The sequence below is a fragment of the Streptomyces sp. NPDC089424 genome (assembly GCF_044749345.1).
Taxonomy (GTDB): domain Bacteria; phylum Actinomycetota; class Actinomycetes; order Streptomycetales; family Streptomycetaceae; genus Streptomyces.
Map to the genome: position 1 here is coordinate 909,591 of NZ_JBIVHU010000003.1, position 15,150 is coordinate 924,740.

Here is a 15,150-nt window from a genome sequence, read left to right on the forward strand (position 1 = left end):
ACAACCGAACTGCCCCGGCGGGAGGGTAGGAGCTCCCGGCCCTGGGCCCCGAACCTGTTTGGAGGCTCGGCATGGCAAAGGGTACGTGCAAGGTGCCCGAGTGCGGGACGGTCGGTCGCCTGGCGCGCGGCTGGTGTCTCGCCTGTTACGAGTGGTCGCGGAGCCACAACTGGGCGGATCCGGCGGGCCGTCGCCGCAGGAACTTGCCCGCTGACGGGGAGTGCACGGTCGTCGAGGGCGGCGTGAAGTGCACCGGGGACAACTACGGCAACCTCCTGTGCCGCAAGCACTACGACCGGCAGCGACGCCACGGCGACCCGCTCGCCTTCAAGCGGCTAGGCCACGGCGAGATGCAGGCATTCCTGCGCGCGGCCGCACACGCTGAGACCAGCGAGTGCGTCATCCCGCCGCACCGCACCGGGCACTGGAACGTCAACACGAGCGACGGTTTCATGAACGCCTCGCGGTACGTATGGATCCTCCGGTACGGCGACCCCGGCCGCCAGCACGTGCTGCACACCTGCAACGGCGGAAGCGGGGCGAACGGCTGCGTCAACATCCGCCACCTCACCTTGGGGGACAACTCGCGCAACGTCCTCGACCGGGGCGACGCTGGCGTGCAGGTCGGCGAGGCGCACCACAGCAGCAAACTGCGGGCGGAGCAGGTGACCGGCATCCGTGAGCGGGCGGCGGCTGGGAAGAGTTACCAGGCTCTGGCCGACGAGTACGGCGTATGCCGACAGACGGTCAGCGACGTCGTGGCACGGCGGACCTGGCGACGCCTGCCGTAATCTGGCCGGGCAGTCGACTGGTTCAGGGCCGGGCTCTATCTCGTACGAGAGGGGCCCGGCCGTGGCCGTTGCAGGGTGCGGAACGCACGCCGTCCAGATTCTCGACCGAGGCGGCGCGGTGGTGGCTTCGGCCAACGTCCTCGTGGAAGTGGAATGGTCCAGGGTGCTGGACGGGGTGAGCACGGCGCGTGCGGTCATCAACCCGGACGGGGACTGCTGCCACCGCCTCGGGCGCCTGTCCACCTGGGCTCATCGCCTCGTCGTCTTCCGGGACGACCGGTACGTGTGGGACGGCCCGATCACCGGTATCAACTGGTCGCTGGGCCAGGTGGAACTCAACGCCCAGGACGTCCTGGCGTGGCTGGACCGGCGCGTCATCCACGCGGACAAGGTGTTCACCAACACGGACCTGGCCGAGGTCGCCGAGTGGCTGATCGAGGACGGCTTCGCCCCGGACGACCCCGGCCACACGGTGCAGGTGGTGGGCAAGGCCGGCGTGACGGGCTCTCGGGAGTACAGCCAGAACATCGGCCAGACCGGCGACCACCTGTCCCAACTGGCGGAGGCCGGCATCGACTACACAGCGATCGGCTCCAAGATCCTGCTGCTCTCGGAGGACCACCTGGCCGCCGTGGGCCGGTTGTCGGACGCGGACCTCCCGGAGGGCCTGGCCGTCGCCGAGGACGGCGCCGCGCTGGTCTCCCGGTGGGTGGTCGCCGGAAGCGAGGACAGCGGCGCCATCGGCGAGTTCGGCGGCGTGGACTCCTACTACGGCCTGCACGAGCGGTACGTGGAGATGAGCGAGATCACCGACAGCGCCAGCGCGACGGAGGCCGCCCGCGCCCGCCGCCGCGCGAGCCTGCCGGTGCCCGTCGTGGTGGACACCCAGCAGGTCACCATCAGCCCCCTGGCCGCCATCGACGTGCCGTCCCTCGTGCCCGGCTGGTGCCTGGACGTCACCAGCGCAGGCACCTGCCGGACCGTCCGCCAGCGGCTGAAGATCACCGGGGTGAAGGTGACCGAGACGGGCGGGAGCGGCGAAGACCCCGGCACGGAGAGCGTGCAGGTGCAGGTAGCGGCGACCGGAGCGGAGACCCCCTGATGGCCATGCGAGGATCACCGGCCCGCCGGATCGTGGGCAACCCACTCGGCTCCGTGCTGTCCACCCTGGACCAGCGCACGAGGGTGGCCGCCCGGCGCCGCACCAGCAGCCCCCCGCCCGAGCAGGACCCGGCCGCCCAGGGCGCCGTGCGCGTGGCTGCACGGCCTGCTGCCGCCGTTCTGACCACCGGCGAGGACGGGCGGGCCCGGTGGGAGTTCCCGGCCCCGTACGCGGTGCCTCCGGCCGTGACGGCGGTCGCCGTTGACCCGGACCCCAGCGACGAGGAGCGCACCGTGGTGGTCGCGCTGGAGGAGGTCACCGCCTGGTGCCTGGTCGTCCGGGTGTGGCGCACCAGGGTGCGGCGAGGTAGCGGGGTGACGGAGCCGGCCGGGCCCGGCGTCGCGGTGCACGTGAGCGTCCAGGATGTCCGTGCACCGCGTCCCAACCCCGAGGCAAGCTAGGTCACCACATGCGAAGGTGGGGACCAGGCACGGAGGTTGCATTGCCGACTGAATGGGGGAGTCGACGTGACCCACTATTTATCGACCCACCACCAACATCCCGGCTCACACACCCCCACACACCAACTACCCCGCGGCTCAGCGACAACTGAGCATCAGGGCGCGACCTTATGGGTAACGCTGAACCATGCCTTGGTCGTATCCGCCGAGTGCCATTCGTCATTCGCCGCACTCAAAACCCACGTTTGCGCTGTACCCGATGGGAGAAGCCGAGTCGCGCCAGACTGATAGCCATCGCGATCGAGGCTCCCGCAGCTACCGCCTTCCCACAAATTCAGAACCGACCAGACCTGAAGAGTTTCGTCACTCACCATCCGCACGTTCACGGTCAGCTCGCCTCTGGCTTCACCGCCTGCACACTCCGTTTCCTTGAACCACTTATGTTCACCATGAGCAAGCCTGAGAGTGCGATCGAACTCGCGCTCTTGTGTATCAGAGGCCGCGCCGAGGAACCCGCAACATTCGTAAACGTTTATAGTCCCTTGGAGCCTTGCGGTGTGCTTATTTGCTGCCTCGGCAGGCTGAGCTGCACCGACGAATGGGATGGATATCGAGATAACTGCCGCTGCTGCAATACGCCCGAGTTTCATGATGGGACCTCGCTGAATTTCCCACGCGCCTAACGATGCCCTACCCCATAGACGACCCCACCATCAGGGTCTCATCGCGGAGCTTTTCACGCATCTCAGACGGCATCCTCGGACCTGCGCGAGCAGAACATGGCGGACATGGGAGAGGCCGACCGGAGTACCCACGGCGAGCGACGGGCGGAACACCCTCACCACAGTTCAGGTGCAGGACATCGTCCCCCGCGCCTGGGCGGGCGAGAACCAGCAGGCCATCGCCGACGAGCACGGCATCGACCGCTCCGACGTGTCCAAGCTCAAGCACGGCCACCGCTGGAAGCGGGTCACTACCATGAACGCGTAGTCGCTGGTTTAGGGCCGGACTCACTTCTAGGGACACAAAGGGTGAGTCCGATCGCGTCTGTATGCGTGGACGATCAGTATTTCGAGGTGGGGGACGACGGGCGGCTGACGCTCATCCCCGGACAGCAGGGCCTGCGGCAGGTCCTGTACTTCAAGGAGCCGGGGGGCTACACGTTCGAGAAGGCGGATTACCCCTGGCTCGCGCGAGTGCGCGTCATGGTCCAGGCGGGCGGAGGCGGGGCGGCCGGGGCCCGGGCGAACGCCGGCCAGATGGTGGCCCACCCCGGCGCGTCCGGGGGCGGGTACGCGGAGCGGATGATCGAGGCCTCCGCGCTCGGCGCGACGGAGTCCATCGTCGTCGGGGTGGGCGGGGACGCCGGAACGCCCACGGTGGACGGCGGCGCCGGTGGGGGCTCCTCCTTCGGTGGCCTGTGCACGGCCTTGGGCGGGAACGGTGGCCAGGTGGTCATGACGTCCGGAGCGACAGCCGTGTGTCACTCAGGGACGTCCGGCCCCCTCGCCGGTGTGGGGGACTGGGCGATGGGTGGCGGCCCGGGCGGGGGCTCCTTCCGGATCAGCGGTAGCGAGGGGCAGAGCGGGGAGGGCGGGGACTCCCACCTCGGTCACCGCGGCTGGCAGCGCGCCTCCACCGGCGGCGGGGGCGCAGGCCGGGGCTACGGCGCGGGCGCCGCAGGGGCCCTGGCGAGGGACGGCGACAGCGTGAACGGCACCGCCGGGAGCGGCGGGATGGTCATCGTGGAGTTGTACGGCTGACCCCGTGTCCGGACACTGCCGGGCACGCGTGTCCGGACAGTGTCCGTGCAGGTCAGGAGGTGTCCGGTGCTCATCGCCCGGACAGGGGCCACGCGTTGTCCGGACAGTGCTCCGGACCTGTCCGCGATGGTGTCCGGACTGGGCGTCGATAGACTCGACGGTGCGCCGCTGGTTTAGGTCCGGGCCACGATCCAACCCCCAAGGGACGGTGGGAGCAGTGGCGAGGTGCGGATGCGCCGGCGGGGCGTGCAACTGTGCGGTGGAGGCCGGGACCAACGTCGTCGTCAGCGGCTCGGGTTCGGCGGCCAACCCCTACGTCATCAGCGCGGAGACCCCGTGCGAGAACGTACGCGCGTGCTTGTCGGCCGGAGACGGCATCAGCTTCAACCAGGCCACCGGCGAGATCGCCGCGGACCTGTCCGGCCAGGCCGGGAACAACGTCACCATCGGACCGGACGGCGGCCTATACGTGCCCACGGCTGGCGGCGCCGTGCTCAGCGGCTGCGGCCTGGACGGCGACGGCACCGCGAGCTCGCCCCTAGTGGTGGCCACCGGCACCTGGCCCTACCCGTGCAATATCAACAACTACGGCAGCGTCATCGCCTGCGACAGCAACGGGCGGCTGCGCGGGGAGCCGCGAGGCTCGGTGTCGTTCGCCTCCTACAGCGAGAACCGGAGCTACGCCGACATCGTCATCCCGGCCGCCCAGAACACCGTGCTGGACAGCTTCACCGTCAACGTGACCAACCCTGATCCCTGCCGCTCCGCGCTGGTGCTGACGGAGCGCGAGATCGACGTGTACGTGGTCCTACCGGCCGGTGCCTCAGCCGGGACGGGGCAGGCCGGTGACGAGATGTACTACATGCGCAACTCCGGCACGAGCACCATCGTGGGCACGCACGCCCAGGGCACCAAGCTCCTCGCGGAGACCACGCTCCTCGCCCCGGGCGCGACCATGCCGGTGACGCTCAACGCGACCGGCGGGCGAGGCGCCGGCGGCGCCTACTACTACCAAATCCACTTCATCATCCGGTCCCTGATCGTCAGTCTGTGAGGAGCGCTGCAATGGGACATCCCCTGCCTGGCTGGCCGTTGCCCTGGACCGGTGAAGGCGCCCCGCCTGCACCCCCGGAGCCGGTGGTGCACTTCCTGCGCTACGCGGACGGCCACATTGGCCAGATCGCCGTCACCGGCATGGACCCAGTCATTCCCGAGGGCGCCGAGGTACTGACGCAGCAGCAGTACGAGGCGACGCGAGCCGAGATCAACCAGGCCCACGAGGCACGCCTCGCCGACCTCCAGGCCGCCGAGGCGGCGGCGCGGCTCCGCCAGTACGAGGAGCTGCGGACGGTGGGCCTGTCGGACGGCACCGCGCGGAGCCTGTCCGGGTATGACGGCCCACAGGTTGAGGAGCAGGCCGCCGGTTAGACTCCTGACCAGCCGCTGGTTTAGGTCCGGGCGAGGAACCCCACTCCGGGAGTGATCTCCTTGCCCACCCTCGCCTGCTTCCCGCACGGCACGAGACCGACAGCGGCGGCCACCCCCACGGGCCAAGGGGGTGTGACGTGGCAGATCCGATGACCCCGGCCGAGTGGCGCGCGGCCCTCCGCGCGGAGGGCGTGCCCTTCACCGAGCTGGAGGGCTGGACCACCCGAGGACGTGACGCCGCCACCGGCAAAGCGTTCGGGCCCGTCCACGGCTCCCTCAACCACCACACCGCCGGCCGGGACAGCCTCCGCTCCATCGCCTTCACCGGCCAGAGCAGCGCCGTCCCCGCCCCGCTCGCCCACACCTACCTGCCCAAGTCCGGCCGCCTGGTGCTCGTCGCCGCCGGCCGCGCCAACCACGCCGGCATGGCCGCGCTGAACTCCTTCAACGCGATCAAGGCAGAGACGGCGATCCCCAAGCCGTCCAAGGCCAGCGGCACTGTGGACGGCAACGACGCCCTCTACGGGATCGAGACCGAGAACCTCGGGGACGGCAAGGACATGTACACCCGCGCCCAGTACGACACATGGGTGCGCTACAACGCCGCCATCTGCCGCCACCACGGCTGGAAGTCCGGGAGCTGCGCTGGTCACCTGGAGACCAGCGTGGAGGGCAAGGTGGACCCCCGGGGACCCGTGGAGGGCTACGGCAAGCGCGGGAAGTTCGCGTTCATCATGCAGCAGCTCCGGGCCGACGTCGAGGAGCGCCTGGCGCACGCGGCGAGCTGGAGCCCGGAGCAGGCCAGCACCCCCCAGGAGGTCACCGTGGAAGGTCCCGCGTACGTCAACCTCGGTCTGGTGCAGGGATACCAGCTCGCCACCGGCACGTGGGACGAGGTCGCGTTCACCGAGGAGTGGAGCGACGAGCTCGGCCAGCATCCGGCCACCAGTGAGGTGTTCGTGGTCGGCCCGGCCCGCTTCACCGGCTCCCTGTCGCTGCGGATCGAGCACCTGCCGGTGGGCGAGGTCGTCCAGGTCCGCATGTCGGAGTGGGAGGGCGCCGCCCTCAAGCAGCTCCACCCAATCCACGAGGTGATCGGCACCCCTAGCGGCGCGTACGCCGTGGTGCCCCTGGTGAAGCGGCTCGGCGCGGGCCGCACCATGCGCGTCCGGCTGCTCAACCAGAGCGCCGCCGGGATCGAGGTAGCCAGCGCCGTTCTGACGGCCCTGGTCTGGAAGGAGTCCTGACCTCATGAGCACCAGCAGCCTCCGCCTCCCCGACGGCGGCGCCATCCTGCGGACCGCCGACACCTGCGCACGCGACCTGGGCGAGCGGGTCATCACCTCGACGGCGGCCGGGTTCGCCTCGGCGTTCGTCCCGGCCCAGGCCGCGGACGCGTCCATGTGGTACGCCGCTGGCGGAGCCGCGATCGGCGCGGCCCTCTCCCTCGTCAAGGGCCTGCTGGCGCGGGCGTTCGGCGACCCCAACAGCGCCAGCCTGTCCAGGAGGGTCTAGCAGTATGAGTACGCCGGAGGGTTCGGCCACGGTTGCCGTGGAACTGGAGAGGCTACGGGGCACCGTGGCCACGGGGCTGGCTGAGGTCAAGGGGTCGCTGGCCGTTCTCCTGGAGCGGTCGACGCGGACGGAGCAGGATTTGGCGCGGCTCCGTGAGGACACGGGCAAGGACATCGACGCACTCCGGACCGAGCTGGAGGCGCTGAAGGCGCGACGCTGGCCGCTGGGCGTGCTCGGCGCCGTCGCTGGTGTCGTCGGTGCGATCACCGCGGTGGTGTCCTTGTTCCTGCGCTGACCGCTCCCGGCGGCTCCACGGACCGACGCCCGTCCCTGCTCGTGTCCGGTGGGGGCGGGCGTCTTTGCGCCGAGTAGTGACCGATTTTCTGTGCAGGCGGTCCCCCGGACGAGCGGGCCTCACAACATGGGCTGCGAACTCCGGCTTTACAGGGTGAGTGTGACTGCCAGTCACGCCACCCGGCGGCCGTCGGACTGGGTGGCGCAACTGGTAGACGCAGCCCGCTTAAACCGGGCACAAGTGTGGGTTCGAGTCCCACCCGCCCCACCGCAGCAGAAACGTCGTGACCTGCAGATGCGCCCGATTGATGAGTCGTCGGGCAGGTGCGGTACCGCACGAGTACCGCACGGATCCCTCGTACGCTTGTCCCCATGGCCTACATCAAGACGAAGAAACTGAGCTCCGGGGCGGCCTCGCACATCGTCTACTGGCGGGCCGGGGGCGGTCGCGCGGGCGCGTGGTGTAACGAGACCTTCGATGATCCCGACCCGGCGGAACGCTTTCGGGACTTGGTGAACGGTCACGGTCAGCAATGACCCCCGGGGTGGATCAAAGGCAGGGGCTTCGTCAAGCCTGACCAGCCTGGCCCCCGCGGCTGACCTCCGCTCGCGCGAAGAGGACCAGTTCCATCCTGCCGTCCGGGCGCCCTACGACGGCTCACCTCCGCTCACGCGGAGAGGACCGCTCACGGTGTCGGGCCCGTGTCCGCCGGCGCGGCTCACCTCCGCTCGCGCGGAGAGGACCTCGATCTGCGAGCGCAGCCAAGCGGCCTCATCGGCTCACCTCCGCTCGCGCGGAGAGGACACCGCGTCCGGCACGTAGCCGAAGCACATGAGCGGCTCACCTCCGCTCGCGCGGAGAGGACCCACGTTCAACGGCACGGCCGGCTTCCAGTCGCGGCTCACCTCCGCTCGCGCGGAGAGGACATGAACCCGGAGTCGCGGCCCGTCGGACGGACCGGCTCACCTCCGCTCGCGCGGAGAGGACGCACCAACCTCGCAGGTGTGGCCGGGCTCCGGCGGCTCACCTCAGCTCGCGCGGAGAGGACTTCAGCCATGACCAGGCGTCGATGACGACCTGCGGCTCACCTCCGCTCGGGCGGAGAGGGCATGTCCTCGATGTCCCGGCAGTAGTCCACCGACGGCTCACCTCCGCTCGCGCGGAGAGGGCAGACCCACGATCTCCCGGCGTCCGGGGCCCGACGGCTCACCTCCGCTCGCGCGGAGAGGGCAGCGCCTTGAGCGACTACCTGAACAGGATGGACGGCTCACCTCCGCTCGCGCGGAGAGGGCCTCACCCGCCACGAGCCGGGGGTCTCCGACCTCGGCTCACCTCCGCTCGCGCGGAGAGGGCTACGCCCCCGCCGCCATCAGCACCTGCCCCGACGGCTCACCTCCGCTCGCGCGGAGAGGGCCCCGCGTTCATGAAGCCCCGGGATGCCTGGGACGGCTCACCTCCGCTCGCGCGGAGAGGGCCGGGCGGGCACGCAGACCATCGAGAGCTGCAACGGCTCACCTCCGCTCGCGCGGAGAGGGCTACGGCACCATCCTCATCGACTCCCTCACCCACGGCTCACCTCTGCTCGCGCGGAGAGGGCACCTGCGTGGCGGCGGGACGGCGCTCGGTGGTCGGCTCACCTCCGCTCGCGCGGAGAGGGCGGCAGGAGTCACGCCCTTGCCGGTGGGGTCCACGGCTCACCTCCGCTCGCGCGGAGAGGGCAGCGCACCCTTGAACGCGGGGGAGTCGGCGAACGGCTCACCTCCGCTCGCGCGGAGAGGGCGCGGGCGTCGCTTCGTTCAACGCGGCGCACGGCGGCTCACCTCCGCTCGCGCGGAGAGGGCGGAAGGACCTCGTTGAGGTACTCCTGCACCGGCGGCTCACCTCCCCTCGCGCGGAGAGGGCCCCACACCCGAGTTTCAGACCAGACTCCTCGCCGGCTCACATCCGCTCGCGCGGAGAGGGCCCTCTGTGACGCGTCTCGCACGTCCTGGACGGCGGCTCACCTCCGCTCGCGCGGAGAGGGCCAGGAACCCTTCTTCTCCAGCGCGGTGACGCGCGGCTCACCTCCGCTCGCGCGGAGAGGGCCGCCTGGTCGGGCACGACAGCCCCATGTTCCACGGCTCACCTCCGCTCGCGCGGAGAGGGCACCGCGATCCTGATCGGCGCGGACCGCGTCAGCGGCTCACCTCCGCTCGCGCGGAGAGGGCACAGGGGCCCTGACCGTGGCGAATCAAACGGTCGGCTCACCTCCGCTCGCGCGGAGAGGGCGCTTCGACGCCGTCCTTACCGCCCTTGCGGAGCGGCTCACCTCCGCTCGCGCGGAGAGGGCGTCCGACGGATGGCGGATGCCGCAGAGGGACCCGGCTCACCTCCGCTCGCGCGGAGAGGGCGGCGTCTGCTGCGGCCTCGGGGCCGAGGGTGGCGGCTCACCTCCGCTCGACCGGAGAGGGCGCCGGGGTTGTGGTCGCAGAGTTCGGGCTGGTCGGCTCACCTCCGCTCGCGCGGAGAGGGCATCGCGCATGTGATCCCGGCGACGGGCGGGGACGGCTCACCTCCGCTCGCGCGGAGAGGGCGCGCGGGCGATCGACCAGAGGGTGTCGCCCTTCGGCTCACCTCCGCTCGCGCGGAGAGGGCCTGCGCGGCCAGCGCGTCACGATCGTTGGTGGCGGCTCACCTCCGCTCGCGCGGAGAGGGCGCCCAGTCCAGGCCGGCGCGGTGGGCGAGTTCCGGCTCACCTCCGCTCGCGCGGAGAGGGCGGCATGGTGACGCCGGGGCCGCGCGGGTCGACCGGCTCACCTCCGCTCGCGCGGAGAGGGCACGCCGCCGTCCTGCTGGAGTACCTCGCCCGCCGGCTCACCTCCGCTCGCGCGGAGAGGGCTACCGGTGGATCGCAGACCCCTCGGCGGACAGCGGCTCACCTCCGCTCGCGCGGAGAGGGCCAAGTGCTCGCCAGCACGCACGAATCCGAGTTCGGCTCACCTCCGCTCGCGCGGAGAGGGCGAGAGATGGGCCAAGAAGGCTCGCAGCCTCCGCGGCTCACCTCCGCTCGCGCGGAGAGGGCACGCCGTCGACGAGCGCACGAATCGCCTGGTCCGGCTCACCTCCGCTCGCGCGGAGAGGGCTCAGTTGGCTACGGAACTCCGGCACTGCGGGACGGCTCACCTCCGCTCGCGCGGAGAGGGCGAGTACGGCCACCAGGCTTCGGCCTTCTGTGGCGGCTCACCTCCGCTCGCGCGGAGAGGGCTGCCCAGCCCGCGCGTCCGTCGCATATCGCACCGGCTCACCTCCGCTCGCGCGGAGAGGGCTGGGCTTGGATCTGCCGCACGTAGTCGTCGCACGGCTCACCTCCGCTCGCGCGGAGAGGGCGAGCGCACCGACGACGGGGGCAGTCAGGTGGGCGGCTCACCTCCGCTCGCGCGGAGAGGGCGCGGGCGAAGCGATCGCCACTGTGCGCACCGCCGGCTCACCTCCGCTCGCGCGGAGAGGGCCTCGCGTGCCAGGTAAATGCAGGCGCCGCGGACGGCTCACCTCCGCTCGCGCGGAGAGGGCGCGGGCGTGGCAGCGGTGAAGCCGCTGGTTGTCGGCTCACCTCCGCTCGCGCGGAGAGGGCGCTGTGATCACGATGGCGAACCAGCTGCACTACGGCTCACCTCCGCTCGCGCGGAGAGGGCGGCTCATCTCCATGGACGACATCAGCACCTGACGGCTCACCTCCGCTCGCGCGGAGAGGGCCCTTTTTTGACCTGGCACGTTAGCAGGGGTTTGCTATTCCTTGACTTTCTCGATGGAAGGCGATCAAGGTGAGGCCGTCGAAGTCGAGGGGTTCGCGGCGGTGGCTTCCCGCTGTTCGTAGCTGGAAGCCTTGTTCGTTGTCGTCGGGGTGTACGAGGACTGCAACGCCGCCGTCGGCGCAAGCGGTGACGGCGGCCCAGAGTTCATCGCGGACTTTGGCTGAGACGGTGCCGACGTAGAGCTCTGGTGTGACTTCGAGGAGCCAACGGGTGAGGGCTCCGCGAAGGTGGTCGGGTACGGCTGTGGCCGAGATGACGATCATTGAGGACATGGGCTGTCCTCCTTCGGTACGCGGGTCACGGTTGCTTGCCGTGGTTCATGCCGGCCGGAACGGAGCCGGAGACGGGGTCCCAGAGATCGACCATTCGTTCCTCGGGATCCGGGGTTTCGTACGTGTTGCTCGGGTCGAGGAGCTGTTGGATGTCGGTGACGATGCGGGGGAGCAGTTGGAAGAGGCGCAATTCGTGGCGGAAGGAGCGGCGGGCTTCGCTTTCAGGGTTGGGTGAGGCGTGGAGGGAGAAAGCGAGCGGGATGGTGAGTTCGGCCTTGTACAGGTCTGCGATGTCGTAAACGAAGGCTTGTTGGTTGCCGCTGTGGACGAAGCCGAGGGCGGGTGAGCAGCCGAGCGCGGTGATCGCGGCATGCACGATGCCGTACAGGCAGGTGTTGGCCGAGGACAGGGCGAGGTTGACGGGGTCCTGGCTGTCCCAGGAGTCGGGGTCGTAGGCCCGGCGGAAGCGGCCGATTTTGTATTGGCGGGCCAGGAGTTGGTAGTGGGCTCGGACGCGTTGGCCTTCCATGCCGCGGAGCTTGTCGAGGTTGGTTCCGCTGGCCGCGGTGCCGTCTCCGAAGCGGAGCTCGTACATGGCCTGGGCGATGGTGAGGCGGTGGGCGTCGTTGGCCCAGGCGCGGGTCTGCCGTTCGAGCCAGCGGGTGGTGAGGGATTCGGGGACGGCTGCGGAGTAGCAGCGGACGCCTCCTGACCCTGTGGTGATGACGGTGGTGCCGTTCCTGGCGAAGGTGGTGAGGGCGCGGGCGGTGATGGAGGTGCCGGGGCCCAGGAGGACGCAGCTGAGGGCTGCGGTGGGCAGGTAGACGGTCTCTGTTCCTCGCCGTTCGCTGGTGATTTCCGCGCAGACTCCGGTGTCGTCCTGGTGAATGCGGACGATGTCGAGGTAGAGGAAGGAGAGGGAGTCGGCGATGCGGGGGAGCATGGCGACGGTGGGAGCGGCGAGTTTGCGCCGGGCGTTGCCGGTGGTGAGTGGTTTGGACGTGACGCGTGGGCTCATTGGTGTTGCCTCGCGGGGGCGATGCTGAGGAGGCCGCACCCGTATGCCTTGCCGCGTCCGATACCAGTACGGATGCTCGTCCGGAGCAGGTCGGTGTCGATGATGGCTGCGGTGCCGTCGAACTGGGTGCGGTTGTGGCGGATTCGTTGCGGTGGGGCGCTGTCGGGGCGGCGTTCTCCTCGTGCGGCGTCCAGGGGGCGGGAGTGGTGGGTGAAAAGTTTGAGGCCACTGTTGTCGGCTTGGCGAGTCCACCATTCGTCGGCTGCTGCGCCCGTGAGCGGGACGACGGGTGGGAGGTTGTAGAGGGCACGGGTGGTGGCGCCGGGTTTGCGGACGGGGCTGGCGACGCACCGGTAGCGGATGGTGAGTCCGGGGCGGATGGCGTCGATGAGTGCGTCGAGGGGGCGGGAAAGGGCTGTTCCGTAGCTGTCGGGCAGGCGGCTGGTGTCGGGTTCGTGGGTGGATTGGATGAGCAGGTGAGGCCCGGCGGGGGTGTCTTCGGTGCGGAAGAGGACGCCGAATTGGGCCCGGGGGTCGGGGCCGGCGTCCGGTGGGAACAGACTCATGATGCGACGGTGCATGCCGATGGGGCCGCTGAGGTCGCGTCGGGCGTCCCGCGAGCCGGCGTCGGGGACGATGCGGGTGAGCCAGAGGGTCATCGTCGGCTCCCTTCGGTGGTGTTCAGCCGGGTGCCGATGTACTGATGCAAGGCGGTGAGCTGGTCTGTTCCGAGTCCGGCGAACTGGGAGTGGGGCAGGAGCAGGGTGCGTCGGTACAGCGGCCGTGCCCGGTAGGAGCGGTGGCGGGGGTGGTAGTTGACGGGCTGGTCGTTGACTTCGCCGGAGGGGCGGGAGCCGTCCTCGTACGTTTCCCCGACCGTGCCGGCCGGGGTGGGCAGGTGGTTCAACGGGCGGTCTGCCAAGAACTCCACCGGCATGCCTCCCGGCTCACGATTTTTCGTCGGGCGGGCGGCGAGTGGCAGGTGTACGAGGTGGTGCAGGGCGTTCTCACTCTGCCCGAGCAGCAGAGGGCCCTCGGGCGGGCAGGAGCGTCGGCCGAGGTGGAGCGGCCACCGGGGGTTGCGGAGGGCGGCGGCACAGCGGTCGAGGAGGGCGCTGCCTTCGGTGTCCGGGGGTGTGGTGAGGGCGAGGGTGAAGGCGGCGTCGGCGAGGTAGTAGCGGTGGGTGAGGAGGGTGCCTGTGTCGCCGGTGCGCTTTTTGCCTTCGGCTGTGGTCACGGTTGCTTTCGGGGCAAGCCCGCCACCGACGGTGTGAAGGTCGCGCAGCATTACGCCGGGCCGGTCCGTGCGTACCGTCATGTGCAGGGCGGTGAGGTCGTCGATGGGCTGGTCGCGGCGGCGTCCGAGTGCGGACGCGAGCATGCCGATGACGCCCGAGCGGGTGGGGAAGGCGGCGGTGTCGCGTTCGTTGAAGTGACTGTGCAGGCCCCAGGACTGGAGGGGGCCGGCGAGCCGGAGCAGGAGCCCCGGCTCGGGGACGGGGTGAAGGTCGTTCATGCCGCGTCTCCGGCGGGCTGTGCGGCCAGTGCGCTGTCCAGGGCGGCGTCGATGAGGGCGTCGAAGCCGGTGTGGCGGGTGCCGAGTCCGTCGAGGCCCTTTGTGTCGACGCCGGCCCAGCCGGCGTTGACGATCCCGTGGCTGCCGAGGAGGCGGTTGGCGGCTTCTGCGTAGTCGGCCAGGGTGGTGCGGGAGGCGCTCGCGAAGCCGCCCTGCGCGGATGCGGTGACCGGGCTTTCGAATGCGGCAGCGTAGGACAGAGGCCGGTCCGCGCGCACCGAGATGTGGGCGAGGTCGGGGATGGTGTGGGGCGCGGTGGAGTTCTTTTTCGCCTGGGGCAGGGACAGGATGAACGCGTTGAGGAACGCGGCGGTCAGTTCGCGGAGCTCGGTGGGGTTCTCGCCGATGTTGGCGGCGAGGTCGCGGAGATCGATGGTGGCGTACCGGTAGAAGGTGCCGGCGCTGAACTCGGTGTGCCCCATGTGGCCGCTGCCTGTCTGGTCTCCCCAGGTGGCGGTGACGTCGTCGACGGCGGAGAAGTAGTCGAGTTCGACGTCGGTCTCATGGGTGGTGAGCGCGTGTGCCACTTGGACGGCGCCGTCGACGCCGGCGTTGTCGACCTCGGCGAGCATGCGGCCGAAGAGGTTGATCACGCCGTTGCGTGAGCGCAGGACCGCCTCGACCTCGTCGGCGGGCAGGACGCTCTTGTCGGCCGGCTTCTTGATGTCCTTGGCGGCCTGCAGCGCGACGCGGTGCACCTCGGCCAGGTCAGCGAGTTCGGCCACAGCGCTCTCGGGGACGTAGACCATCGCATTGGTGAGGACCTTGTTGGGAACGGTCTGCTTGGGGTCTGCCGGATTCTTCGCGAGTTCGAACTTGATGCTGCTGGCCGCAGCCACGTGCGCACCTGCCCGCTCGGCGAGGTCCAGCGGCCACTCCCGGTCCTCGGTCAGCAAGCGCGTGACGCGCTCGCCGATGCGGCGAGTACGCAGGGCAGCCTGGCCGATGCGGTCCTCGAACACCCCGCGGACAGCTCGCTTCCAGGACTGGCTGCTGACCCGGGTACGCAGCGTGTTGCCGTACTGGACCGTCTTGACCGAGTTGGTGTCGTCCCGGTTGAGGTTGGAGAGGGGAACGCTCTGGATGATGTGGATGTCGATGAAACGGGCGGCCATGGGCATGATGAAGTGACTCCTTT

Annotated in this window: 17 protein-coding genes, 1 tRNA gene and 1 CRISPR repeat array; of the genes, 12 read left to right on the top strand and 6 right to left on the bottom strand. The window is 70.0% G+C overall.

Translation table 11 applies throughout. From position 1 onward, the window contains the following. Positions 1 to 71: 71 nt before the first annotated feature. The 3 genes from ACIP2X_RS19300 to ACIP2X_RS19310 all read left to right on the top strand — a co-directional run bounded on the left by ACIP2X_RS19300 (position 72) and on the right by ACIP2X_RS19310 (position 2,354). On the top strand, positions 72 to 791 hold the full coding sequence (locus ACIP2X_RS19300; protein WP_401674297.1) for a hypothetical protein: 720 nt from the start codon (positions 72 to 74) through the stop codon (positions 789 to 791). 121 nt (positions 792 to 912) lie between these two features. After that, entirely contained in the window at positions 913 to 1,893 is a 981-nt protein-coding gene (locus ACIP2X_RS19305) for a hypothetical protein (protein WP_401674299.1), read from the top strand. Further along, entirely contained in the window at positions 1,893 to 2,354 is a 462-nt protein-coding gene (locus ACIP2X_RS19310) for a hypothetical protein (RefSeq protein WP_401674302.1), read from the top strand. Before ACIP2X_RS19305 ends, ACIP2X_RS19310 begins: the two co-directional genes overlap by 1 nt. Before the next feature lie 155 nt (positions 2,355 to 2,509). Here the strand turns inward: ACIP2X_RS19310 and ACIP2X_RS19315 are convergent, their stop codons facing one another. After that, entirely contained in the window at positions 2,510 to 3,004 is a 495-nt protein-coding gene (locus ACIP2X_RS19315) for a hypothetical protein (RefSeq protein ID WP_401674304.1), read from the bottom strand. 202 nt (positions 3,005 to 3,206) lie between these two features. On the opposite strand from ACIP2X_RS19315, the gene ACIP2X_RS19320 reads away from it, so the two are divergent. The 9 genes from ACIP2X_RS19320 to ACIP2X_RS19360 all read left to right on the top strand — a co-directional run bounded on the left by ACIP2X_RS19320 (position 3,207) and on the right by ACIP2X_RS19360 (position 7,891). Next, a complete protein-coding gene (locus ACIP2X_RS19320; protein WP_401674307.1) occupies positions 3,207 to 3,344 on the top strand; it encodes a hypothetical protein in 138 nt (45 codons plus the stop codon). 65 nt (positions 3,345 to 3,409) lie between these two features. After that, positions 3,410 to 4,117: a hypothetical protein gene (locus ACIP2X_RS19325; RefSeq protein WP_401674309.1), complete on the top strand. Its 708-nt coding sequence runs from the start codon at positions 3,410 to 3,412 to the stop codon at positions 4,115 to 4,117. A 259-nt stretch (positions 4,118 to 4,376) separates the two neighbouring features. Then, positions 4,377 to 5,171, top strand: coding sequence for a hypothetical protein (locus tag ACIP2X_RS19330; protein WP_401674311.1), 795 nt, complete (start codon positions 4,377 to 4,379; stop codon positions 5,169 to 5,171). An 11-nt stretch (positions 5,172 to 5,182) separates the two neighbouring features. After that, positions 5,183 to 5,545: a hypothetical protein gene (locus ACIP2X_RS19335; protein WP_401674313.1), complete on the top strand. Its 363-nt coding sequence runs from the start codon at positions 5,183 to 5,185 to the stop codon at positions 5,543 to 5,545. Positions 5,546 to 5,682: 137 nt separating this feature from the next. After that, complete coding sequence (locus ACIP2X_RS19340) at positions 5,683 to 6,792, top strand: N-acetylmuramoyl-L-alanine amidase (RefSeq protein WP_401674315.1); 1,110 nt, start codon at positions 5,683 to 5,685, stop codon at positions 6,790 to 6,792. Positions 6,793 to 6,796: 4 nt separating this feature from the next. Beyond that, entirely contained in the window at positions 6,797 to 7,060 is a 264-nt protein-coding gene (locus ACIP2X_RS19345) for a hypothetical protein (protein ID WP_401674317.1), read from the top strand. Positions 7,061 to 7,064: 4 nt separating this feature from the next. Continuing rightward, entirely contained in the window at positions 7,065 to 7,355 is a 291-nt protein-coding gene (locus ACIP2X_RS19350) for a hypothetical protein (protein ID WP_401674319.1), read from the top strand. 196 nt (positions 7,356 to 7,551) lie between these two features. Beyond that, positions 7,552 to 7,622 (top strand) — tRNA-Leu (locus ACIP2X_RS19355). 104 nt (positions 7,623 to 7,726) lie between these two features. Continuing rightward, a complete protein-coding gene (locus ACIP2X_RS19360; RefSeq protein WP_401674321.1) occupies positions 7,727 to 7,891 on the top strand; it encodes a hypothetical protein in 165 nt (54 codons plus the stop codon). A gap of 56 nt (positions 7,892 to 7,947) precedes the next feature. After that, a CRISPR array of direct repeats spans positions 7,948 to 11,087; the repeat unit is 29 nt; unit sequence CGGCTCACCTCCGCTCGCGCGGAGAGGGC. 19 nt (positions 11,088 to 11,106) lie between these two features. On the opposite strand, the gene cas2e is transcribed toward ACIP2X_RS19360, so the two are convergent. From cas2e to cas7e, 5 genes are read right to left on the bottom strand one after another with little or no spacing between them, the layout of a single operon-like run. Beyond that, positions 11,107 to 11,418: a type I-E CRISPR-associated endoribonuclease Cas2e gene (cas2e, locus tag ACIP2X_RS19365; protein ID WP_401674323.1), complete on the bottom strand. Its 312-nt coding sequence runs from the start codon at positions 11,416 to 11,418 to the stop codon at positions 11,107 to 11,109. 25 nt (positions 11,419 to 11,443) lie between these two features. After that, the gene (gene cas1e, locus ACIP2X_RS19370) at positions 11,444 to 12,436 is read right to left on the bottom strand and encodes a type I-E CRISPR-associated endonuclease Cas1e (RefSeq protein ID WP_401674326.1); all 993 of its coding nucleotides are present in this window, start codon (positions 12,434 to 12,436) and stop codon (positions 11,444 to 11,446) included. Then, positions 12,433 to 13,095: a type I-E CRISPR-associated protein Cas6/Cse3/CasE gene (gene cas6e / locus ACIP2X_RS19375; RefSeq protein ID WP_401674328.1), complete on the bottom strand. Its 663-nt coding sequence runs from the start codon at positions 13,093 to 13,095 to the stop codon at positions 12,433 to 12,435. Before cas6e ends, cas1e begins: the two co-directional genes overlap by 4 nt. Then, positions 13,092 to 13,952, bottom strand: a complete 861-nt coding sequence (gene cas5e, locus ACIP2X_RS19380) for a type I-E CRISPR-associated protein Cas5/CasD (protein WP_401674331.1) — start codon at positions 13,950 to 13,952, stop codon at positions 13,092 to 13,094. Before cas5e ends, cas6e begins: the two co-directional genes overlap by 4 nt. Then, positions 13,949 to 15,133, bottom strand: coding sequence for a type I-E CRISPR-associated protein Cas7/Cse4/CasC (gene cas7e, locus ACIP2X_RS19385; RefSeq protein WP_401674333.1), 1,185 nt, complete (start codon positions 15,131 to 15,133; stop codon positions 13,949 to 13,951). Before cas7e ends, cas5e begins: the two co-directional genes overlap by 4 nt. Positions 15,134 to 15,150 lie beyond the last annotated feature (17 nt).